Annotated in this window: 18 protein-coding genes; 10 read left to right on the top strand and 8 right to left on the bottom strand. The window is 71.0% G+C overall.

Translation table 11 applies throughout. The features are described 5' to 3' along the window. Nucleotides 1–5: 5 nt before the first annotated feature. The 3 genes from ACFP1K_RS22385 to ACFP1K_RS22375 all read left to right on the top strand — a co-directional run bounded on the left by ACFP1K_RS22385 (nucleotide 6) and on the right by ACFP1K_RS22375 (nucleotide 5,093). Nucleotides 6–3,113: a DUF4153 domain-containing protein gene (locus ACFP1K_RS22385; RefSeq protein ID WP_380756445.1), complete on the top strand. Its 3,108-nt coding sequence runs from the start codon at nucleotides 6–8 to the stop codon at nucleotides 3,111–3,113. Between the two features lie 108 nt (nucleotides 3,114–3,221). Further along, nucleotides 3,222–4,040 (top strand): alpha/beta fold hydrolase, encoded by an 819-nt coding sequence (locus ACFP1K_RS22380; protein WP_380756443.1) that lies wholly within the window; start codon nucleotides 3,222–3,224, stop codon nucleotides 4,038–4,040. A 96-nt stretch (nucleotides 4,041–4,136) separates the two neighbouring features. Further along, nucleotides 4,137–5,093, top strand: a complete 957-nt coding sequence (locus tag ACFP1K_RS22375; protein ID WP_380756441.1) for a TIGR03885 family FMN-dependent LLM class oxidoreductase — start codon at nucleotides 4,137–4,139, stop codon at nucleotides 5,091–5,093. Here ACFP1K_RS22375 and ACFP1K_RS22370 read toward each other — a convergent pair. Beyond that, complete coding sequence (locus ACFP1K_RS22370) at nucleotides 5,090–6,334, bottom strand: PP2C family protein-serine/threonine phosphatase (RefSeq protein ID WP_380756438.1); 1,245 nt, start codon at nucleotides 6,332–6,334, stop codon at nucleotides 5,090–5,092. The genes ACFP1K_RS22375 and ACFP1K_RS22370 overlap by 4 nt on opposite strands. A gap of 321 nt (nucleotides 6,335–6,655) precedes the next feature. Between ACFP1K_RS22370 and ACFP1K_RS22365 the strand changes: the two genes are divergently transcribed. After that, the gene (locus tag ACFP1K_RS22365) at nucleotides 6,656–7,882 is read left to right on the top strand and encodes a hypothetical protein (RefSeq protein WP_380756436.1); all 1,227 of its coding nucleotides are present in this window, start codon (nucleotides 6,656–6,658) and stop codon (nucleotides 7,880–7,882) included. 89 nt (nucleotides 7,883–7,971) lie between these two features. Here the strand turns inward: ACFP1K_RS22365 and ACFP1K_RS22360 are convergent, their stop codons facing one another. The 4 genes from ACFP1K_RS22360 to ACFP1K_RS22345 are packed head-to-tail and all read right to left on the bottom strand — an operon-like array spanning nucleotide 7,972 to nucleotide 11,830. Further along, complete coding sequence (locus ACFP1K_RS22360; RefSeq protein WP_380756434.1) at nucleotides 7,972–8,745, bottom strand: ABC transporter ATP-binding protein; 774 nt, start codon at nucleotides 8,743–8,745, stop codon at nucleotides 7,972–7,974. Beyond that, the gene (locus tag ACFP1K_RS22355; RefSeq protein WP_380756432.1) at nucleotides 8,742–9,782 is read right to left on the bottom strand and encodes a FecCD family ABC transporter permease; all 1,041 of its coding nucleotides are present in this window, start codon (nucleotides 9,780–9,782) and stop codon (nucleotides 8,742–8,744) included. The genes ACFP1K_RS22360 and ACFP1K_RS22355 overlap by 4 nt, the downstream gene beginning before the upstream one ends. A gap of 5 nt (nucleotides 9,783–9,787) precedes the next feature. Continuing rightward, complete coding sequence (locus ACFP1K_RS22350; RefSeq protein WP_380756430.1) at nucleotides 9,788–10,813, bottom strand: FecCD family ABC transporter permease; 1,026 nt, start codon at nucleotides 10,811–10,813, stop codon at nucleotides 9,788–9,790. A gap of 9 nt (nucleotides 10,814–10,822) precedes the next feature. Beyond that, nucleotides 10,823–11,830: an ABC transporter substrate-binding protein gene (locus tag ACFP1K_RS22345; protein ID WP_380756429.1), complete on the bottom strand. Its 1,008-nt coding sequence runs from the start codon at nucleotides 11,828–11,830 to the stop codon at nucleotides 10,823–10,825. Nucleotides 11,831–12,065: 235 nt separating this feature from the next. Here ACFP1K_RS22345 and ACFP1K_RS22340 point away from each other — a divergent pair, with 235 nt between their 5' ends. Continuing rightward, complete coding sequence (locus ACFP1K_RS22340) at nucleotides 12,066–13,370, top strand: MFS transporter (protein ID WP_380756427.1); 1,305 nt, start codon at nucleotides 12,066–12,068, stop codon at nucleotides 13,368–13,370. A gap of 21 nt (nucleotides 13,371–13,391) precedes the next feature. On the opposite strand, the gene ACFP1K_RS22335 is transcribed toward ACFP1K_RS22340, so the two are convergent. Continuing rightward, nucleotides 13,392–13,802: a YdeI/OmpD-associated family protein gene (locus ACFP1K_RS22335; protein ID WP_380756424.1), complete on the bottom strand. Its 411-nt coding sequence runs from the start codon at nucleotides 13,800–13,802 to the stop codon at nucleotides 13,392–13,394. Between the two features lie 267 nt (nucleotides 13,803–14,069). Between ACFP1K_RS22335 and ACFP1K_RS22330 the strand changes: the two genes are divergently transcribed. After that, nucleotides 14,070–14,951, top strand: a complete 882-nt coding sequence (locus ACFP1K_RS22330) for a glycosyltransferase family 2 protein (protein WP_380756422.1) — start codon at nucleotides 14,070–14,072, stop codon at nucleotides 14,949–14,951. A gap of 42 nt (nucleotides 14,952–14,993) precedes the next feature. Here ACFP1K_RS22330 and ACFP1K_RS22325 read toward each other — a convergent pair whose 3' ends face one another. Next, entirely contained in the window at nucleotides 14,994–15,842 is an 849-nt protein-coding gene (locus tag ACFP1K_RS22325) for a helix-turn-helix transcriptional regulator (RefSeq protein WP_380756420.1), read from the bottom strand. A 103-nt stretch (nucleotides 15,843–15,945) separates the two neighbouring features. Between ACFP1K_RS22325 and ACFP1K_RS22320 the strand changes: the two genes are divergently transcribed. Continuing rightward, a complete protein-coding gene (locus ACFP1K_RS22320) occupies nucleotides 15,946–16,641 on the top strand; it encodes an SDR family NAD(P)-dependent oxidoreductase (protein WP_380756418.1) in 696 nt (231 codons plus the stop codon). A gap of 49 nt (nucleotides 16,642–16,690) precedes the next feature. Here the strand turns inward: ACFP1K_RS22320 and ACFP1K_RS22315 are convergent, their stop codons facing one another. Continuing rightward, the gene (locus ACFP1K_RS22315) at nucleotides 16,691–19,066 is read right to left on the bottom strand and encodes a galactose oxidase-like domain-containing protein (protein WP_380756416.1); all 2,376 of its coding nucleotides are present in this window, start codon (nucleotides 19,064–19,066) and stop codon (nucleotides 16,691–16,693) included. Nucleotides 19,067–19,653: 587 nt separating this feature from the next. Here ACFP1K_RS22315 and erm point away from each other — a divergent pair. From erm to ACFP1K_RS22300, 3 genes are all read left to right on the top strand, one after another. Then, the gene (gene erm / locus ACFP1K_RS22310; protein WP_380756414.1) at nucleotides 19,654–20,481 is read left to right on the top strand and encodes an ErmE/ErmH/ErmO/ErmR family 23S rRNA (adenine(2058)-N(6))-methyltransferase; all 828 of its coding nucleotides are present in this window, start codon (nucleotides 19,654–19,656) and stop codon (nucleotides 20,479–20,481) included. 82 nt (nucleotides 20,482–20,563) lie between these two features. After that, nucleotides 20,564–20,878, top strand: coding sequence for an ArsR/SmtB family transcription factor (locus ACFP1K_RS22305; protein ID WP_380756412.1), 315 nt, complete (start codon nucleotides 20,564–20,566; stop codon nucleotides 20,876–20,878). Between the two features lie 11 nt (nucleotides 20,879–20,889). Beyond that, on the top strand, nucleotides 20,890–22,170 hold the full coding sequence (locus ACFP1K_RS22300; protein WP_380756410.1) for a GNAT family N-acetyltransferase: 1,281 nt from the start codon (nucleotides 20,890–20,892) through the stop codon (nucleotides 22,168–22,170). The last annotated feature ends 104 nt before the right edge of the window (nucleotides 22,171–22,274 follow it).

The following is a 22,274-nucleotide window of genomic DNA, read 5'->3' as shown; positions in this document are numbered from 1 at the left end:
GCTAGATGAGACCGCTCGACTTCCTCGGACGGATCAAGGTCAAGCTGGCCATCGTGATCATGCTCGCCGTGGTGACGGCGTTCGTCGTGAACGAGGTCGGCATCAACGCGGGCTGGTCACGCGACGCCAGGATCGCCGTCGCGGCCGTGCTCGCGCTGATCATGGTGCAGCTCCTCGCCATGGGCATGACCCGTCCACTGCGCGAGATGGCCGCGGCCGCCCAGACGATCGCCAAGGGCCGGTACGGCCTGCGCGTCTCGGCCACGTCGAGGGACGAGGTGGGCGAGCTCGCCCGGGCGTTCAACGCGATGGCCGCCGACCTCGGCGAGGTGGACAGGCAGCGCCGCGACCTGGTGGCGAACGTCAGCCACGAGCTGAGGACGCCGATCGCCGGCCTCCAGGCCGTGCTGGAGAACGTCGTGGACGGCGTCTCCCCGCCCGACCTCGACACCTTGGGCACCGCCCTCGCCCAGACCCAGCGGCTCGGCCGCCTGACCGCCCAGCTCCTCGACCTGTCCCGGCTCGACTCCGGGGTCCGGCTGATCGAGCCCGAGGTGCTGGATCTCGCGTCCCTGTGCCGCCAGGCCGCGTCCGAGGCCGCACTCGGCCGGGACGACGTCACGGTGGTCAGCGAGGTCTCCGAGACGTTCGTCTCCGCCGATCCCGCCCTGCTCGCGCAGGTCCTGGCCAACCTGCTGGACAACGCCGTACGGCACAGCCTTCCCCGGGGGACGGTCCGGCTGGAGTCCCAGCTGAAGGGGCCGACCCTTGAGATCAGCGTGATCGATCAGGGCCCCGGCATTCCGGTGGGCGAACGGACCCGGGTCTTCGAGCGCTTCTCCCGCCTGGACGCCGGCCGCGCGACCGACGCGGGAGGCGCCGGCCTCGGGCTCGCCATCGCCAAGGAGATCGTGGAACTCCACGACGGCTCCGTCTACGTCACCGACGCACCGACGCCGGCGGGGGCCGCCGGCGCGCCGGGATGCCGGATGGTCGTCGCCCTGCCCGCCGCGATCGCGGGAACCGTCCTCCCCCCCGCTCCGGCCGACGACGACGAGGTGGGGTCCCCCGTGGACAGCCCGCTCCTGAACCCCCCGCCGGCCGCCGGCGAGATGCGTGCGAGCTCCGGGCCGGACATGGCGCCGCACGACTCCGGCACCGCGGAGCCAAGCGCACCGAGGGAGGCAAGCGTGCCGGAAGAGACCGCATCCCTGCCCGCCCCGACGAGCCCACCCGTCTCGGCCCCGGCCCCAGGACCGGATACGACGACAGGAGTCGCAATGAAAGGACCCATGGCGGAACAGGACGACTCGGCCGCCGCCGATCCACCGCAGAACGAGCCGACCCCCAGCACACCGGTAGCCACCGCTCCGGCCGGGAGTGCTCCGGCCGGGAGTCCGGCAGGGAGTGCTGCGGCTGGGAGTGCTCCGGCCGGGAGTCCGGTAGGGAGTCCTCCGGTTGGAAGCCCGGTTGGTAGTCCGGCGGGGAGTCCGGTTGGAGGTCCAGCGGGGAGTCAGCCGACCGTGAGCCATCCAGCCGTGAGCCATCCGGCCGGCGCGGTGGCGACCGGTGCCGCCCCGGTGCTCCACACCGGTGCCCACTCCGCGTCCCCGCCTGTGTACGTGCCACCGCCCCTGTTCCCCCGTCCCGATCTGCCCGGCGTGCCTCGCTGGCTCCTGCCGGCCGCGGCGTTCGTGGGTCTCGTCGCCGCCGTGGCCGTGCCGGACCCCTCGACAGGGCTGGGTCTGGTACTGACCGCGGTCGCGATGGGAGCGGCGGTCTTCCCCGCGATGCTCCCGGTGCGACGCGGCCGGCTCAACCTCTGGACGGTGGGTGCCGGCCTCCTGGCGTACGCCCTGGTGTCGGTGACGATCTTCCGGGACGCAGACTGGCTGGTAGCTCCCGCGCTGCTGCTGGCGTTCGCGATCGGGGCGCTGGCCGTGTCCGGCGCGGGGAGAGGCTGGCTGGGGGTGATCACGGGCGGAGCCTCCGTCGCTGTGTCCACGCTCCTGCTGCCCTGGTTCCTCTCCATCCCGCTGAAGCGCCTGGGGAGGAGCGGCAAGGTGCTTCCGGTGCTCGCCGGCACCGGCATCACGGTGATCTTCCTGAGCGTCTTCGGCCTGCTGTTCAGCTCGGCCGACGCCGTGTTCTCGTCGTTCGTGAGCGACCTGCTGCAGACGCCGGGCTGGGCGGACAACCTGCCCTTCCGTATCTTCCTCTTCCTGGTGTTCGCCGCCCTGGCCGCCGCGGGCGTCCTGGTGGCGCTCCGCCCCGTCGCCGAACCGGCCAGCCCCGACCTCCGGGTCCGCATCGACCGCGGCGTATGGGTGATCCCCCTGGTGGCCCTGAACCTCCTTTTCGCGTCGTTCGTGGCCGTACAGATCACCGTGCTGTTCGGCGGCAGCCGCCGTGTCCTCTCCACGGCCGGCCTGACCTACGCCGAGTACGCCAGATCGGGCTTCTTCGAACTGGTCACGGTAAGCGTCTTCGTCCTGGGAATCGTCACGGCCACAGCGGCCCTGCTACGCCCCACCCGCCCCGCCGACCGCTGGCTCCCGGCCGCCCTCCTAGGTCTCCTCTGCGCCTTCACCCTGGTCATCCTCGCCTCAGCACTCCACCGCCTGGCCCTCTACACCGACGCCTACGGCCTGTCCCGCCTGCGCGCCACCGTAGAGGTATCGATCTGGTGGCTGGCCGCGGTCTTCGTCCTGGTCCTGACCGCAGGCGCCGCACGCCTGATGATCGGCCACGCGAACTGGTTCTTCCGCTCCCTGGTCCTCCTCACCGGCCTGACCGTCTTCGCTTTCGCCGTCTGGAACCCCGACGCCCGGGTAGCCGAAACCCAGATGGCCGTCCGCGGCGTAGACCGCCTGGACCACGACTACCTCGGCTCCCTGGGATCCGAAGCGGTCCCCGCCCTGAACCGTCTCCCCGAACCAACCCGCACCTGCGTCCTCCGAGACGTGATAGCAGCGAACAACCTGAACGCCCCCGACTCCTGGAACGGCTGGAACCTAGCCCGCACCCAAGCCCGCCAAATCCTCCAAACCCACCCACTCCTACAACAAGCAACCTGCCCCACCCGCCTTTCCGACCTTGATCTCCCCGACTGATGGATCCAGAAGCAGTCATCGTGGTCGCGCTGTCACACTGCAGTTGTTCCATGTCGTGATGTCGGATGACAGACTGCTGCCTGGTATTCCGAGTACGGGAGGCTGGCGATGAGCGGGCACGATGTTGTCAGAGTCGCTGAGCAGGACATCGCCTATGTGGCGTCCGGGGGTGCCGGGCGGTCTGTCGTCTTCGTTCATGGCAATTCCGCGTCCTCTCGGACCTGGGACGCGTTGCTGACAGGCGCCTTCGGGGAGCGGTTCCGATGCCTGGCCCTTGACCTGCCCGGGCACGGGCGGTCGAGCGTCGCGGCGCGGGACGACGTCTACTCCTTGCCGGGCTACGCGGCGATCCTCACCGGCTTCATCAAAGAGCTGGGCGCCGATGACGCGGTGATAGTCGGCTGGAGCCTGGGCGGGCACATCGCCCTCGAAGCCGCCCCGAACCTGCCCGAGACCCCGGGATTCGTCGTCTTCGGCACCCCACCTGTCGCCAGCGCGGAACAACTCGGCCAGGCGTTCCTACCGAACCCGGCGCTGAACGTCACGTTCACCGCCGAGATCGACACCGAGTCGGCCCTGTCCTTCGCCAAAAGCCAGCTCGCCCCAGGATCATCCCTCCCACTCGACGAACTCGTCACCGACATCCTCGCCACCGACGGCACGGCCCGCGCCGCCCTGCTGGCCAGCATCGGCGCCGGAAACTTCGCCGACGAGATCGACATCGTGGCACACCTGCCCCAGCCGATCGCAGTACTCCACGGCGAGGCCGAACAACTGGTCAGCCTCGACTACCTACGCACCCTCACCATCCCCACCCTGTGGCGCCACGCCGTACAAGTGCTCCCGGCAGTCGGCCACTCCCCCCAGCTGGAAGCCCCGCAGGAGTTCGCCGAGATCCTCACCGAATTCATCACCGACCTCGACTGAAAACCTGCTGTGTGACCCTGGAACAGCGTGCCGTCGCAACGGTGTCGTCGGCACTGTCGGGGTTGGTCGTGGTTGTGTGGGGTAGTCGCGGCGTGCATGACGGAGTATGGAATTCATGCGTCTCACGAGCAGATCCCGCCGGCTGAGCTTCTCGGGGCGATGATTGCCGCGGAGCGGGCCGGGTTCGGCACTGCGATGTGTTCGGATCACTTCTCGCCGTGGAGTGAGCGGCAGGGGGAGTCGGCTTTCGCGTGGGCGTGGCTTGGGGCTGCGTTGCAGGCGACCGGGCTCACGTTTGGGGTGGTGAACGCGCCGGGGCAGCGGTATCACCCGGCGATCATCGCGCAGGCGATCGGGACCCTGGGGGCTATGTTTCCGGGGCGGTTCTGGGCCGCGCTCGGTAGTGGGGAGTACAGCAACGAGCACGTCACCGGTGGGGCGTGGCCGCGTAAGGAGGTTCGCGACGCTCGGCTGCGTGAGTGTGTGGACGTCATCCGGGATCTGCTCGACGGGAAGGACGTGACCCGTGACGGGCTGGTGACGGTGGACCGTGCCCGGCTGTGGACGCGGCCGGAGACGCCGCCGCCGTTGATCGGCGCGGCGGTCAGCACCGGTACGGCGGGCCGGTGCGCGGAGTGGGCGGACGGCCTGATCACGGTCAACGCGCCCGAGGACCACCTGCGTCAGATGATCGCGGCGTACCGCGACGCGGGGGGACGCGGGCCGGTCTGCCTGCAGGTTCACCTGAGCTGGGCGCCGACGGAGGCCGAGGCGGAGGCGATCGCGCACGACCAGTGGCGCAGCAACGTCTTCGGGCCGCCGATCTGCTGGGACCTGGAGCTGGTGGAGCACTTCGACGTGGTCTCCGAGCACGTGACCATGGAGCAGGTGCGCGGTGTGGTGAACGTCTCGGCGGACCTCGACCGGCACATCGACTGGCTACGCGGCTACGCGGCTCTGGGCTTCGACCGCATCTACCTGCACCACGTGGGCCAGGATCTGCTGCCGTTCATCGACACCTTCGGCGCCAAGGTGCTGCCTGTGCTGCGCTAGGGCCCGTGGCTGGGGCCGTGCCATTCGGCGAGCAGGACGGTGGCGTCGTCCTGGAGGTGGCCGCCGTGGTACTCCAATATGTTGTGGATCAGCCGGCGGAGGGTCTCCGAGATCGGTAGGCAGTCGGCGGTGTGGCGGATGACGAAGTCGACGAAACGGTCGAGGCCGAATTCGCGGCCCGTGGGGTCGCGGGCCTCGGTGATTCCGTCGGTGTAGAACAGCACGCGGTCGCCGGGCTCCAGCCGATCGTGGCACAAGGTGACGGGCAGGCCCAGGTCGAGCCCCATCGGATGGGCGGGCGGGCAGCGCAGGGGAGTGGTCCAGCGGCCGCCCCGGATCACCACCGGGGGGTGGTGGCCGCGGTTGACCCAGTTCAGCGTGCCGGTGGAGATGTCGAGATCGGCCAGGATCGCGGTGACGAAGCGGGTGGCCTGGCCGAACTGCTCGATCAGGACGCGTTCGATCGCCTCGCTGGTCTCGATCAGGTCGACGCCCCGGCGGCGGTTGTTGCGGCACGCGGCCATCGCCAGGGAGGCGGTCAGCCCGGCGGAGGCGTCATGGCCCATCGCGTCGAAGATCGCGAGGTTCGCGTGCTGATCGGTGACGGCGTAGTCGAAGGTGTCTCCGCCGATCTCGTAAGCCGGTTCGAGCATCGCGCTGATCGCCAGATGTTCGTCGGCGAAGGTCAGCGGTGGCATGAGGTTCCACTGCATCTCCGCGGCCACGTGCATCGGCCGGGTGCGCACGAGCTGGGCATAGGCGTCGCTGCGGGCACGCTTGCTCACCAGCAGGAGCCCCACCAGCGACGCCAGGGCCCGCAGTTCCTCCTCGGCCGGCTCGGCGGCGTCCCAGGCCGTGACGCGCAGTACGCCGAGCCGTTCGGTGCCGTCGAGCAGAGGCACCCACCACTGGTGCGGCCGGCCGCCGGCACCGGGCAGGGCCAGTATGCGTGCCTCCTGGAAGGCCCGCCCGGCCGACGTCGTCTCGATGCGCAGTTCGAAGGGGTCGCCCTCACCGGCTAGCTCAGGCGCGGCCAGGAGGCGGAGCACGTCCTGCTGGAGGTCGACGAGGTACACCCGCACGTCGTGGATGCCGGCCTCGGCCGCGTGTTCGCCGGCCAGCGACGGCACCTGCTCCAGTCCCGCGGCGTGACCGGCTTCGAGCAGCCCGGCGAGCATCCGCGCCGTACCGGCGCCTACCACGCCGCCGCCCGCATGTGACCACCCGCATCCGTCGATCAAGCCTCTCACCACCGGGAAAGGCGGGTTTCTTGAGCCACCGCTCAGCCCATCGAAGTCCCGTACCCCGTGGCGCCCACCGGAACACTCAGGTCATGGAGATCCTTTTCGGGCGCGATGTGATCTTCCGACGGGTGGCTCAGTGTGAGCAAGCAAACGCATGCTTGACGATCACCGTGATCCGCGATCTCTTAGATGAAGCGGCCGGGCCCGATGGAGATCTTGACGCCATCGGCGCGGCGTGTTGTGGTCTAGCTATCCATAATTTCAGGCAGGTTTAGTGGGAAATGGGGAGTCGTGAGGGTTCTCCGTCGTGTGGCCGCGATGACCGCGCTCCTGGTGAGCGTGGCCGGCATCCAAATCGTCCAGGGGGGAGCGGCGCAGGCGGTACTGCCCACCGCCGCCGTCGCGCTCGGCGACAGCTTCGTCAGTGGAGAGGGCGCGGGGAACTACCAGCCCGTCGTCGACGCCTCCGGGACGGCGCAGGCCTTCCCCGGCTGGTCGGCGCCCAACAGCAACGCCTACTTCTGTCACCGGTCGGCGAACGCCTCGTTGTTCAAGGCCTCTCTCCCCGGCATCCAGGACCGCTTCAACCTCGCGTGCTCCGGCGGCCAGCCCGCCGACGTCGCGAACCCCTCTAGCGCCCGCGCCTCGGGCCGCTCCGTCGCCTCGCAGCTCGACCAGCTGCGCGCCGTCGCCCAGACCCACGACATCGACGTCGTCCTCGTCGGCCTCGGCTCCAACAACACGCAGTTCACCTTCGGCGACGTGGCCTCGCTGTGCGCCAACCGCTTCATCGCCGACGCCTGGACGGGCTGGTGGGAGTTCTGGGCCTACCTGAACGGCGAGGTGCCGCAGGAGCCCTGCACCGTCTCCGACCTGGCCACCGACGCCGAGGTCGCCGCCGCCACCGCCGAGACCACCGCCGCCCTGCGCCAGATCCTCGACACCCTCGCCCAGGTCGACGCCGACGGCGTCCACCGTGTGGTCCTGCAGACCTACACCAACCCGATGCCGCTCGACGTCGCCGAGCAGTACCGCGACGAGGACAGCCGCACCGACACCCGCGACAAGTTCCGCGCCCTCGGCGCCGAGCGGTACGCCGCCGGCTGCCCGATCCACCGCGCGAGCCTCGCCCCCGGCCACGTGTTCTCCCAGAACCTCGGCTCCCTGGTCAGGAACGCCTACACCACGCTGGCGGCCGAACGCCCCGCGGCCGACCTGCGCGTGCTGGACGTCCAGAAGGCCTTCGACGGGGCCCGGCTCTGCGAGAACCCCGGCAGCCCGACGGGCACGCTCGCCACGCCGCTCCGGGTGCAGGACGGCCCGTCCGGCACGTTCATCACGAGCCTGTCCGGCTGGGACAAGATCGGCATCCAGCGGCTGGCGAACACCTGCGTCACCTACTTCCAGACCTGCCAGGAGTCATGGCACCCCAGCGCCGCGGGCCACACCGTCCTCGGCCAATGCCTGACCGGCGCCCTCAACGCCGCCCCCCGCACGACGGTCACCTGCGCCCGCAACGCGAACGGCACCCTCACCATCTCGTGACGTCCCTTCCGCCGGGCCGGGGTGGTGTCAGCCGGTGACCCCACCCCGCCCGGACGTGCGGAAGAACCGGCCGGCTCAGGCGGCTGAGGCTAGGCGGGCACCACGATGGGGGTTCCGGCGACCGGGTCGGGGATGATCAGGCAGGAGAGGCCGAAGACCTTTTCGACCAGTTCGGCGGTGACCACCGTGGTGGGGGGACCCTCGGCGACGACGGCGCCGCCGTCCATGGCGATGATGTGGTCGCAGAAGCGGCAGGCGAGGTTGAGGTCGTGCAGGACGGCGACGATGGTCTTGCCGGACTCGGCGTTGAGCCTGCGCAACAGCCGTAGCAGCTCCACCTGATGGTTGATGTCCAAGAACGTGGTGGGTTCGTCCAGCAGCAGCAGATCGGTGTCCTGCGCCAGTGCCATGGCGACCCAGACCCGTTGCCGCTGCCCGCCGGAGAGGGCCCGCAGCGGGCGGTCGATCAGATCGGCCGTGTCGGTCGCGGTCAGCGCACGGGTCACCGCCTCGTGGTCACGGTCGGTCCACCGGCGGAACCAGCCCTGGTGCGGGTAGCGGCCGCGGGAGACCAGGTCGGCGACGGTGATGCCGTCGGGCGCCTCGGGGGTCTGCGGCAGCAGGCCGAGCACCTTGGCCACGTCCAGCGTGCTCAGCTCGGCGAGGGCTCTGCCGTCGAGATACACGGCCCCCTCGCGTGGCTTGAGGAGCCGGGCGAGGCCGCGCAGCAGCGTCGACTTGCCGCAGGCGTTGGCGCCCACGATCGCGGTGAACTTCCCGTCGAGCACGGAGACGTCGAGGTCGGTGATGACGGCCCGGTCGTCGTAGCCCAGGGACAGGCCTTCGGCGCGGAGACGGCTCATCCGCCTGCTCCTTGTCGGTTCGTGGTGGCGAGCAGCCACAACAGGTACGGCGCGCCGACCGCGCCGGTGACCACACCGGTGGGCAGCGCGGTCGGCAGCAGATGCACGGCGACGAGGTCGGCGGTCAGCAGGACCGCCGCGCCCACCAGGGCCGCGGCGACGACGCCTCCGGTGGCGGGCCCCAGCAGCCGGTTGGCGATCGGCCCCGCGACGAGCGCGACGAAGACGAGAGGGCCGGCCACCGCGACGGCCAGCGCGACCAGGACCACGGCGGTGGCCAGCAGACCGGCGCGGGCGAGCTCGGCGGGCGCGCCGAGTCCGCGCGCGGCGTCGTCGCCGAGTTCGAGCACGCGTAGCTGCCGTTGCAGCAGCATGGCCAGGGGGAGCAGCACGACCAGCGCGCCGAGCAGGAGCCGCAGCTCGGTGTCTCCGGCCTGCCCGACGGAGCCGGTCAGCCAGTGCATCGCCTGGCGTGCCTCGTACAACTGGGCACGGGTCAGCACGAACCCGGTGAAGCCCTCGAAGAAGGCCGACACGCCGATGCCGATCAGGATGAAGCGGTAGCCGCTCACGCCGTCGCGCCAGGCGAGCAGATACATCAGCAGCGCGGCCACGACGGCCCCGCCCAGCGCGAGCCCGGTGACGGCGATCCCGCTGACGTGCAGGAACACGATTCCGGTGACGGCGGCCAGGCTCGCGCCGGAGGAGATGCCCACGAAGTCGGGTGAGGCGAGGGGGTTGCGGAGCAGGTGCTGGAAGATCGTGCCGGACGCGCCGAGGGCGAGCCCGACGGCCAGCGCGCTCGCGGCGGTCGGGAGCCGCAGGCCGAGGACGACGAAGTCGACGCTCGGGTCGTCGATCGTGCCCAGCAGCGATCCGATCACCTCGGCGGCGGAGAGGCGGATGCTCCCCACCATCATGGTCACCACGAACAGGGTGGCGACGGCCGCGGCCAGCGCGAAGGTCACCACCGCGATCCGTGCCGTGCGTCTGCGCCGCGTGGCGCCGAGGGCGTCGGAGACGGTCATTGTGGCCATGCCGGTCACACCTCCGACAGCCGGTTGTAGCGCACGATCAGGACGAAGACCGGCGCGCCGAGCACCCCGAGGACCACACCGACCTGCAGTTCCCCGGGGGCGCCCGCGACCCTGCCGAGCACGTCGCACAGCAGCAGCACGATCGGCGCCAGCAGCATCGAGTACGGCAGGATCCACCGGTGGTCCGGGCCGCAGAGCACCCGCGCGAGGTGCGGCACCACCAGTCCGATGAAGACGATCGGCCCGCAGGCCGCCGTGGCCGCCCCGGCGAGCACCGCGACGATCCCGAAGGCGACGGCCCTGGTGAGCCCGACCCGCTGGCCGAGCCCTCGCGCGACGTCCTCGCCGAGCGCGAGCCCGTTGAGCGCCCTGCCGAGGCCCAGCGCCGCGACCAGGCCCGCGAGCAGGAACGGCGCGACCCCGGTCAGGATCGGCGCGTACCGGCCGGCGAGCGAGCCGACCTGCCAGAAACGCAGCTCGTTCAGCGCGTCGACGTTGGTCATGACGATGCCCGAGGTGACGGAGCCGAGGCCGGCGGTGACCGCCGCGCCGGCCAGGGCCAGTTTGACGGGGGTGGCGCCCTCGCGGCCCAGCGACGCGATCGCGTACACCAGCAGGGTCGCGATGATCGCGCCCGCGAAGGCGAACCACACGTACACGCCCACGCCCCGGATCCCGAGGACCGTGATCGCGAAGACCACGAGGACGGCCGCGCCGGAGTTGATGCCCATGATCCCGGCGTCGGCCAGCGGATTGCGCGTGACGCCCTGCAGGATCGCGCCCGCGACGCCCAGGGCGGCGCCCACCAGGATGCCGAGGAGCGTGCGCGGCACACGCAGCTCCAGGGTCACCGTGCTGGTGATCGACCCATCGCCGCCGAGGCCGCCGAGTGCCCGCAGGACGTCGGGCAGGCCGATGTCACGCGAACCGAGGGTCACGCTGAGGAACGCCGCCGCGGCGAGCAGGACGCAGAGCGCGGCGAGCCCGAGCCCGAGGACCGGGGCCCGTCGTAGTGAGAGCGTGCTGGGCATGGAGAGGGATCAGTCGCCGAGGTTCTCGTCGGCGACCTTGATCGCCTCGGTGAGCTTGTCGACCTCGGTCGCGAAGTCGCCGAACGTGTGCAACCAGTACGCCGGCCAGGCCGCCACCGCACCGGCCTTCGCCGCCTTGATCTTGAACCAGGTGGGCTGCTTCGTGCCCCACTCGGCGTTGACCGTGGGGGTGAAGGACCTGCCGTCCCACAGGATCAGGTCCGGCTGGTACTTGTCGGCGTTCTCCCAGCTGAGGCTCTCCCAGTACGGGAAACCGGAGTCCGGCTTGTCCGGGTTGACCACCTTCAGGCCCCAGCGCTGGAAGTCCAGCAGCTCGGGGGCGTACTCCGGGTTGGCGACGTACACCTTGTCGTCGGCGGGCGACATGCCGAGGGCCGTCAGGCCGGGCTTGGCGGTGACCGCCGCCTTGAACTTCTCGACGGACTCCTCGAAGCGCTTCTTGTTCGCGGCGACCTCGGGAGCGTCCACCTTGGCGCCCAGGCTCTTGGCGAGGCTCTCGTACCCCTCGGCCAGGTCCTCGATGGACTTGCCCTGGCTGACGCCCACCACCGGGGCCAGCTCGGCGAGTTTCTTGCTCTTCTCGTCGACCCCTTCCTCCAGGCCGCTGTGCGCCTTCTCCGCCGGCCACCAGTCCGCGACGATCAGGTCCGGCCGCAGCCCGGCCGCCTTCTCCACGTCGATCTTTCCCCACTCCTGGCCGAGGATCTCGATCCCGGAGAGATCGGCGTCCTTCAGGTTGGCGTCGGTCTTGATCGGCTCGTCGGCGTAGACGCCCACCGGCTTGATGCCGAACGACATCAGCGCGGCCGCCTCACCCGCGTGCGCGATGATCCGGGTGGGGATCTTGTCGGCCTTGACCGTCTCACCGGACCCGTCGGTGAACGACCACCCGCCGGACGAGGGGGAGGGCTGTGTATCGGGGGAGTTCTGCGCGCCGCAACCGACGAGCCCAAGGCCCAAAGCCGCCACGACGAGAACCCGACGCGACGTGCGCATGCGGTGTTCCTATCTCAAATAGGGGGAAATCGCCCCTTAAGTTAGGTTAGCCTAACCAAATTTGCAAGCCCTGGACGGCGTGGCCGATCTCACGTCTAGCGCCGGGCGCATCGCGGCCTTGTCGGGGTCAAAGTGGTATTTTTGCCGCAGATAGCTGGTTTTCTACGCGAACTCGGCGGTATTTGGCGTTCGGCGGGGGCTTGGCGCGGGCGCGGTGGTCACCGGGGATCTCCCGGTGAGCGTCGTCGCGGCGGACGATCCCGCCGTCTCCGGTGAACGCGTCGATCCTCTCGCCCCCGCACGTGATCGGAAGTCGATGCCCACCGCCGCCGTCCCCCTCACCACGCCCACCCGCCAGGCACGCCTGGCACGCGCCGCCGTCGCCGCTCTGTTCCTCACCAACGGCGCCGTGTTCTTCAACGTCGTCCCGCGCTACCCGCAGATCAAGGCCGACCTCGGGGTGAGCAACGCCGTCTTCGGCACCGCGCTGGCCGGATTCCCGATCGGCGCGCTGCTGGCGGGGCTGCTCGCCGGCGCCGCGATCCGCCGGTTCCGCTCCGCGCGCGTGGCGGCCTTCGGAATCGTCGTGATGACCGTCGCGACGCTGGTCATCCCCTTCGCGCCGAACTGGATCGCGTTCGGCTGCGCGCTGTTCGTCGTGGGCGCCCTCGACGCGGTCGTCGACGTGGCGCAGAACGCCCACGGCCTGCGCGTCCAACGGCTCTACCGGCGCTCCATCCTCAACTCGCTGCACGGCGTGTGGAGCATCGGCGCGGTCCTGGGCGGCCTGATGGGCTCGGCCGCCGCCGGCCTCCGCATCCCCCTCGCGGTCCACCTGAGCATCTCCGCGGTACTGTTCAGCGTCGTCGCCGTCGTCGCCCTGCGTTTCCTGCTGCCCGGTCCCGAGGACGCCGAGCGCACCGCCGAGGCCCAGGGCCTCCCCGCCGCGGGCAGCCGCCCGGCCGCGCGCCGCTCGTTCACCGCCCCGGCCGTGCGGCTGCTCGCCGTGCTCGGCGTGCTGGCCGCCTGCGGCGCGCTCGTCGAGGACGCCGGGTCCTCCTGGGGCGCGCTCTACCTCAGCGGCGATCTGCACGCCGACGCCGCCACCGCCGGCCTGGCCGTCGTGGCACTCCAGGCCGCCATGACCATCGGACGCCTCACCGGCGACCGCGTCGTGGACCGCTTCGGCCAGCGCACCGTCGCCCGCGCCGGCGCCACCCTGGCCGCCGCCGGCATGGGCGCCGCCCTCGCCTTCCCGTCGGTCCCGACCGCCCTGGCAGGCTTCGCCCTGGCCGGCCTCGGCTTCGCCACCCTGGTCCCCGCCGCCATGCACACCGCCGACGAACTCCCCGGCCTACCCTCCGGCACCGGCCTGACCATCGTCAGCTGGCTCCTACGCGGAGGATTCCTGCTCTCCCCACCCCTCGTCGGCTTCGTCGCCGACCTCACCAGCCTGCGCGTCGGACTGCTCTCGGTGGTGCTCGCCGGCGTCATCACCGTCGTCCTCGCCCACGCCCTGGTGAACCGCCGCCCCGCCTAGACCCGTCCTCGTCCACGCGCTTCAGGTTCTGGGACGCTGCTTCTTCCCGGCCTCCAGTAGGCCGACCATTTCGGTGATCCGCCGTGCCCGCGTCTCAGGGCGGCCTTTCGTGCCGTCGATCCAGCGCAGATACCCCCGCCGGTAGAACTGGGCGAGAGAATCGAAGAACGCCCCCGCCGCCGGGCTGGCCTCCAGCGCGGCGGCCACATCCTCGGCGAGATCGCCCCGCTGCGGGCCCTCCGGCGCCAGCACCACGGTCACCCGCACACCCGGCTCCACCCCGCACCGCACCCAGGCGGGACCGAGCAGAAAACCGCGTTCCCCGTCATGTTCGGTGATCACCGCACGAACGGCCACGCCGTTGAGCGTGCCCGCCACACGATGCACCGCCTTGGGTGCCCAAACCGCATCCGGATCGAACGGCACCGGCACGAATACGCGCCCCCGCCCAGCCGACCGGCTACCGGCGGTGTATCGCTGCTCCCGCACCCCCCGATACTGCCACGGCGATCGCGGTGTGACATGAGAATCACCAGCTGGAGACATGCCCCCGAGCTCGGTCCCCATTCCGGAGAGGTGAACCCGGTGTGGCGCTAGGGTGGCCGTCAGGCGAACGAGACGCACCGCGAGACCACCGCGCACGTCTCCGGCAGGTGCGCCGCTCCCGCAGTTGAGTCCTACATCCGTCTGTGAGACATCATGACCAGCACGACGACCATCGACGTGGTGGTTCTCACCATGAACGACCGGCCTGACGCCTTCCGGCACGCGATGGACTCCCTCCTCGCCCAGCAGGACGTCGAACTGCGCGTGGTCGTCGTCGGCAACGGTGTCGAGCCCGACCACGTGCCCGCGGGCGTGCGCACCGTGACGCTGGCCGTCAACGAAGGCATCCCCGCCGGCCGTAACGCCGGGGCGGAGGCGCTGGCCGGGCCGGGCCGCGGCGAGTTCCTCTTCTTCTTCGACAACGACGCCGTCCTGCCCACCGCGGACACCCTCGCCCGGCTCGTCGCCGAAGCCCGGGACCACCCCGAAGCCGCCTACATCCAGCCACGCATCGCCGACCCGCACAGCGGCGTCACCCTGCGGCGCTGGGTCCCGCGCCTGCGCGCGGGCGACGCCACCCGGCACGGCACCATCACCGTCATGGCCGAAGGCGTGGTGCTCGTGCGCCGCTCCGACTACGAGCGGGCCGGCGGCTGGCCCGGCCGGTTCTTCCTGTTCCACGAAGGCATCGACCTGAGCTGGAGACTGTGGGACCTCGGACGCACCGGCTGGTACGCGCCCGGCGTCGTCGTCCACCACCCCGCCACCGATCCCGCCCGGCACGCCGCGTTCTACCGCCTCGTCGCCCGTAACCGCGTCTGGCTCGCGTACCGCCGCCTGCCTGCCCTGTTGATCCCGGTCTACCTGGTGAGCTGGACCCTGCTCAGCGTCGCCCGGATCCGGTCGCGCGCGAACCTCGCCGTCTGGTTCGCCGGGCTGTGGGAGGGCATGAAGGGTGGCCACGGGGCGCGCCGGCCGATGTCCTGGGGCACGGTGGTGCGGCTGACCGTCGCGGGGCGCCCGCCGATCGTGTGACTGTTCGTGGGACGGCCGGCGCGCGGCCATTGACGCGGCCGGTTATCGATCGACTTCGGTGGGGACGCCGTTCGTGACCCGCAGGAACTCCAGCTTTTCCGCGTCGGCGGAACCCGCGGCCACTGTGTAGACGACGAGCCGGACGTCGCAGCCGGGGACGGTGAGCACGTCGCAGTCGCATGTCACCTCGCCGACCTGGGGATGCACGATGGTCTTGCGGGCCGAGACGTGCCGGCCGACCGCGCCCTCGTCCCACAGCCGGGCGAACTCCCCGCTGATGGAGCGCAGGTCTGTGACGAGGTCGATCAGTCCGCGGTCACGTGGGTGGTCGACGAGGGCCGTGCGCAGGTCGGCGACGAGGGCGGGTTTCAGGGCGTCGCCCTCGTTGAGGACGGGCCAGGACGCGAGCCCTCTCGGCCCCAGGTCGAAGACCGCCCGCACCAGGTTCCGCTCGATCGGCGTCCGCGCGCCGGGGTCGCCGAGCAGCACCGCCCACGCGGGGGTCCAGGACAGCAGAGTCCAGTCGGCGCTGAACACGCCCACCGGGAACTCTCCGAGGCGCGCCAGCACCCGCTGGACTCCCGCCGGCACATGCGTGGAGATCGTTCCCTCCCGTGGCGGGAGGAGGCCGGCCAGCCGGAAGGCGTGATCGCGCTCCACGGGTTCCAGCTGAAGCGCCCTGGCCAGGCTCGCGACGACCTGCGCCGAAGGGCTCGTGGCGCGCCCCTGCTCCAGCCGCACCACATAGTCGACCGACAGCCCCGCGAGCTCGGCCAGTTCCTCGCGCCGCAACCCCGCCGCCCGGCGTCCGGGCCGCACGGTGCGCCCGACGTCGAGGGGAGACAGCCGGTCGCGCCAGCGGCGCAACGCCGTGCCAAGGGTCTCGTCCACGAGACCATCATGCCCCGCCGGGCCGCCGTCGTGCCTGGTACTGGCTGTCCCACCGTCGCGGAGGGCACTGGTTCCGCTCTCCGCACCGCCGGAGAGTGGACACATGACCACGACGTTCATCACAGGAGCCAACAGATCCCTCGGGTACGAGACCGCTCGCCGGTTGATCGAGGCCGGCCACACCGTCCTCGTCGGCGCCCGCGACCCCGAGCGCGGCCAGGCGGCGGCCGACGCGCTCGGTGCCCGTTTCGTCCAGATCGACGTGACCGACGACGCGTCCGTGGCCGCGGCCGCCGCCGACATCGAGGCTCACGAAGGCCTCGTCGACGTCCTCGTCAACAACGCGGGCATCCACGGGACCCACAACCCCGCCGACCAGATCACGGCCGCCGACGCCGGCGCGGTGTTCGAGGTCAACGTCGTGGGGATCGTCCGGGTGACCCACGCGTTCCTGCCCCTGCTGCGGAGGTCGGCCAACCCGGTCATCGTCAACGTGTCGAGCGGCATGGGGTCGTTCGCCGCGACCCACGACGCCGCGCGCGTCGAGTCGAGGATCGTCACGCCGCTCTACACGTCGTCGAAGGCCGCCGTGACCATGCTGACGACCCAGTACGCGAAGGCCTGGCCGGACGTGAAGGTGAACGCGGCCGACCCGGGCTACACCGCGACCGACTTCAACGGTCACAGCGGCCCGCAGACGGTGACCGAGGGAACCGACGCGATCGTCGAACTCGCCACCATTGGGCCGGACGGGCCGACCGGCACCTTCCGCGACCGTCAGGGGGCGATGGCCTGGTGACCACGTCGCCCCGGACCGGGCATGGTCCGGGGCGACGTGGTGCCGTCGTTCAGTGGTGGTGCTGTGCCGGGGCGGCTGATCGGGTGGTGCTCGAAGGCGCGAGCGCCGACTGGCCGCTGAACGCGGTGGGGCCGCGCCAGATCACCAGGCTGTCGGTGACCATGCCGCAGCAGCCGTCCGTACTGGAGACCCCCCGCAGTGTCAGCGGGTGGCTGGACGCGGTCGCGGTGAAGGTCAGGGCGAGGGTCTGCCATGGTCCGTCGGACGGGTTGGACGCGGACCAGGTGTGGTTCAGGCCGGCGATGGACACGTTGGCGGAGACCGGACCGGTGACGGCGATGTGGCGGGCGTAGCGCAGTGAGAGGCGGTACGTCGTGCCCGGGACCAGCCCGGAGACGGTGCGCTGCGCCTGGCCGTCGTCGTCGAGGTCCAGATGGTGGCCCACGTAGCCGAAGCCCGTGTGGTGGGCGGCCTGGTCGCGGGACACGGTGGCGGTCACCGACCAGGGGCCGAAGCCGCCGCCGGGGGCGTACTCGATCCAGCCGCCGTAGTCGGCCTTGTCGCCGCCCTCCATGCCGTCGACGAGCAGCGGCGCGAGCGCGGGGACCCCGGTCGGCACGATCGTCAGATCGTCCACGATCATGCCGTCCGCCGCCGAGGGGCTGGAGACTCCGCGCACGGTCAGCGTGTGCGAGGCGGCCGTGGCGGTGAACGATTTGGAGAGCAGGCCGAAGCCGCTTCCGGACTGGTTCGCCGCCGACCAGTTGCTGTCGAGGTCCGCGATCGCCACGTTGGCCGAGACCGTGCCGGTGACCGCCCGGGAGCGCGCGTACCTGAGCGTCAGCGTGTACGTGGTGCCCGGCGTGAGGCCGGTGACGGTGCGCCGCACCTGCCCGTTGTCCTCCAGGTCGATGTGGTGACCGGTGCCGCCGAGGCCGCCGTGCGCGGCCGCCTGGTCGCGGGAGAGCCCGTTCGTCACCGTCCACGGGCCGAAGGTGCCGCCCGTCGAGTAAGCGATGGAGCCGCCGGAGGGGGCCACGGCACCGTCCTCGAACGGGTCGAACACCTTCGCCGGGGCGCCGCTGCCGCCGGGAGGGTTGATGTTGACCAGCTTGGCCACCGACGGCGTACCGGTGGCGTCCATCACGAACAGCAGGTACAGGCCGGGCGGCGCGACGATGGCGCTTGCGGGCGCGGTCACGCTGCGGGTGGCGCCGGTGCCGGTCATGGGGAGTTCCAGGAACCGCTGGCCGCTGTTGAACGAGTGGGTCACCGCGCTGGCCCGGACGAGCGTCGCGCGGGCGCCCGAGGCCGGCAGCCCGCTGGTCGTGACGCTGAACGCCGTGCCGTAGGTCAGCGTGGCGGGCGCGGCGGAGATCACCGGCCGGGGGGCCGGGGTGTTCCCGTCGAACAGGTACGGCGGTGAGTAGATCTGCGCGTCGAGATTGGTGACCGGGCCCGGCGCGCCGCCGCCGCCGACCAGGACCCGCCCGTCCGGCAGCAGGGTGGCGGAGGAGTGGTAGAGCCGCATCTGTGTCTCGGCGGGGAGCACGCTCCAGCTGCCGGTCTCCGGGTGCCACAGTTCCGGCTCATGCGCCACCCCCACCTCCTCGTTGTTGCCCGACGAACCACCGGTCACCAGCACGTCGCCCGTGGGCAGCACGGTCGAGGTGGCCCAGTGCCGCCCGAACGTCAGCGGCGCCGCACCGGCCACCACCGGCGTGGCGCCGTTGATGTCCACCGTGGTGGCCGCCGTCGAACCGGCTCCGCCGCCTCCATTGCTGTACGCGCCGCCGCCGACCTGGAGGATCTTCCCGGGCCGGTACATGACGGCCGTCGACGTGGCGCCGATGTTGCCGCCCGGGAAGGTGCCCGCCGCCGTGACCGCGCCGTTTCCCCGCGGGTCCAGGTAGTACATGTTCGAGCCCGTGATGCCGAAGATCTTGCCGTTGGGCGCGACCCACGAGCGCGGGTACCACCAGCGGTTCTGGTCGTCGCCGTACGCGTAGGCGCTGGTCGCGCCGTCCAGCGTGTACCAGCCCGCGCCCGGCGCGTACTTCTCCGGCGTGGGCACGCCCGGACCGTCCGGGCCCAGCAGCGAACCGCCCTCGGCGACGATCTCCCCGCTGGGCATCACGGTCGCGGTGGGGTACCACCGGGGCATGTTCATCGGCGCCTCGTCGAGGATGCCGGTCGCGGCGGAGTAACTGGTCACACCGGACGGCCCGGCGACGCTCACATCGAGGTTGTCGTCACCGCCCACGGTGAACACCACGTCGCGTATCGGGTCGTACACCTGCGCCGAACAGAATAGATCCGTGAACGTCGTATTCGCGGGTGTGACATGGGTATTCGTCGCCGGATTCCAGACGTCGAAGTTCCATTGCCCGCCCTGAACACCGCCGCCGTCCGTGCCGAATGTCATCAGTTTGCCATCCGCCGTCAACGCGCTGTTTATCGGAACAACCGGCCAGGGGAGCAGCGATCCCCATTGTCCGGTAGTATCCAGCGCGGCCGTGGCCGGCGTGGCGCTCACCAGCACCGACCCGGCGACAATCGTCGCCGTGAGCATTACGTTCCCTAATCGGAACCTCATTCGACCGACCCCCGCTCTCGTCGTGCGCTCTTGGCCTTCGGCGCGACTCTAATGAGCGATTGATACGCCGGCTGAGAGCGCGGTTGACGAATATGTCAACGGGTCCGAACCACGGTTGATCATCGACGGTGATTCCGGGTTAATATTCTGACTTCCGATCCGTGAGGCCGGTGGTCCGGTGCGCGCGCGTCACGTTAATCCTTTGCCTGCCTGGTCGGCCGCTGCCTACAGTGACGCGCATGGCATCCATGTTCTGCTGCCCCGCTTTCATCCGCATCCGCCGCGGCCGGGCTCTGGCCCGCCGGTGGACGCGGTGATCCCAGCCTGATCCCGGCCTGATCTGAGGCCGGCGCGTCTGCGGCGCGCCCAGGGCCCTTCGAGACCCGACATTCTCGAGGACCCGGAAGGGCAGTGCTGTGGCGCAGAATCTCGCGCACGGAAATTATTCACACACCCAGAAGAAGGCCAGGAGCAGCAGCGGCGGCGGCCGCACGCCCGCCGATCGGGCGCGGCGTACGTTCTCGCAGAACTTCCTGGTCGACAGGCATGCCGTCGAACTCATGGTCAGGGCCGCCGCGCCGGAAGGGCTCGTGCTGGAGCCCGGCGCGGGCGAGGGCGTGCTCACCCTCGCGCTGGCCGAGGCGGGCGCGCGTGTCGTCGGGTACGAGATCGACCCCCGGCCGGCCGGACGCCTGGCCGCGCGTACCCGCGGCGATTCCCGGATCGACGTGGTCAGGGGCGACTTCACCCGCGCCCGGGCCCCGCGCGAGCCGTTCGCCGTCGTGGGGAACATCCCGTACTCGATCACGTCGAAGATCGTCGACTGGTGCCTGCACGCGCCGTCGCTGACCTCGGCGACGCTGCTCACCCAGCGCGAGTACGCCCGCAAGCGCAGCGGCGACTACGGCCGGTGGAGCCTGGTCACGGTGCGGTCGTGGCCGTGGTTCCACTGGCGGCTCGGCGAGACGATCCGCAGGCAGGCGTTCCGCCCCGTGCCGTCGGTCGATTCGGCGATCCTGCGGATCGAGCGCAGACCCGAGCCGCTCGTGCACGGCCCGCGCTCCTACCGTGAGCTGGTCGAACTGTGCTTCGGCGGCACCGGTGGCTCGGTACGGGCCTCACTGAGGACCCGCTACGACGGGGTCGACGCGGCACTGCGGGCCGCGCAGATCCCCCGCGACGCCGTCGTCGGGTACGTCCACCCCGATCAGTGGGTGGCCCTGTGGGGCCGCCTGTGCCGATGACGCCGCCGTGACCTGGCCAGGTGTGGACTCCTCAGCTATCATCGTATATCGTCGATTATCGATGATAGCTGAGGAGGGGCCGTTGGCGCGGCCCGACGCCGAGGAGTACGCGAGCTGGTTCCGGGCGCTGGCCGACGCCACCCGCATCCAGATCGTGTCGCTGCTGGCCAGGCGCCGGGAGCCGATGAGCGTCGGTGAGATCGTGGCCGCGTCCGGGGTGGGGCAGTCGACCGTGTCCCACCACCTGAAGATCCTGGCCGAGGTCCGCTTCGTCCTGGTCGAACGGCGCGGCGCGGCGTCGTTCTACCGGATCAACGACGCCTGCGTGCGCTGCTTCCCCACCGCCGCCGACGTGGTGATGGGCAACCCGGTCCCCGCCGCCCCCACCTGCGACTGAGGAGGCCGTTCGTGGCGCATGAGGAGATCGTCGACCGCTACTCCAGGCTCGCCAGGACCGCGATGACCGGCCAGGACGTCACCGACTGCGATCCCGGCTCCTTCGGTGAGGGCTGCTTCGGCGCCGTCGGCTACGACGACACCGCCGCCCTGCCCGAGGGCGCTCTGCGCGCCAGCCTGGGCTGCGGCAACCCCGTGGCCGTCGCCGACCTGCGCCAGGGTGACACCGTGCTGGACCTCGGCTCCGGCGGCGGCATCGACGTCCTGCTGTCGGCCCGCCGCGTCGGCCCCACCGGCAAGGCCTACGGCCTGGACGCCAGCCCCGACATGCTGGAACTCGCCCGCCGCAACGCCGGGCAGGCCGGTGTCACCAACGCCGAGTTCCTGCACGGCACCATCGAACACGTGCCCCTGCCCGGCCGCACGGTCGACGTGATCATCTCCAACTGCGTCATCAACCTGTCCGACGACAAGCCCGCCACCCTGGCCGAGGCGTTCCGCGTGCTACGCCCCGGCGGCCGTTTCGGCGTCAGCGACGTCGTCACCGAGGACACCGCCACCGACGACGAACCCCGCCGCCGCACCGAGGACCGCATCGGCTGCACCGCCGGCTCCCTGACCGTCACCCAGTACCGCACCCTGCTCCTGGACGCCGGCTTCACCGGCATCACCATCACCCTGACCGCTCACCACGGCGACGGCGTCCACTCGGCCATCGTCCAGGCCACCAAGCCCCCCATCGCCGAGGGCCTCGAAATCCGCCCCATGCGCGACACCGACGCCGAGCAGGTCCTGGACGTCTACCGGATCGGCCTCGACACCGGCCACGCCAGCTTCGAGACCACGGTTCCCACCTGGGAGAACTTCACCTCCGCCAGACTCCCGCACCTCCGCTACGTCGTCACCGACACCGGGACCGGCCAGGTGGTCGCCTGGGTGGCCGCCTCCCGCGTCTCCGCGCGCCCCGTCTACGCCGGCGTCATCGAGCACAGCGTCTACGTCCACCCCGCCCACCACTCCCGCGGCATCGGCCGCGCCCTCCTGAACGCCTTCATCACCGCCAGCGAGGACGCCGGCGTCTGGACCATCCAGTCCGGCGTCTTCCCCGAGAACACCGCCAGCCTGGCCTTGCACCAGGCCGCCGGCTTCCGCGTCGTCGGCACCCGCGAACGCATCGGCTTCCATCACGGCGTCTGGCGCGACGTCCTCATGATCGAACGCCGCAGCCCCGCCGTCGGGCTCCCGGCCGGGCCGGCGACATCCCGGTCTCGTGGCGTCCGCCCATGCGCATGACCGATCGGTCCCCGGCGGGGGGTGGGACGGTGCTCACCTGGAGTGTGCCGCTCAGGTGAGGCGTCGTCCGGAGATCTGTTCGGTGTGGATCATGATGTAGTGGT

The sequence above is a fragment of the Sphaerisporangium aureirubrum genome (assembly GCF_042658925.1).
GTDB lineage: Bacteria > Actinomycetota > Actinomycetes > Streptosporangiales > Streptosporangiaceae > Sphaerisporangium > Sphaerisporangium aureirubrum.
This window is presented reverse-complemented; position numbering and strand designations above follow the sequence as displayed.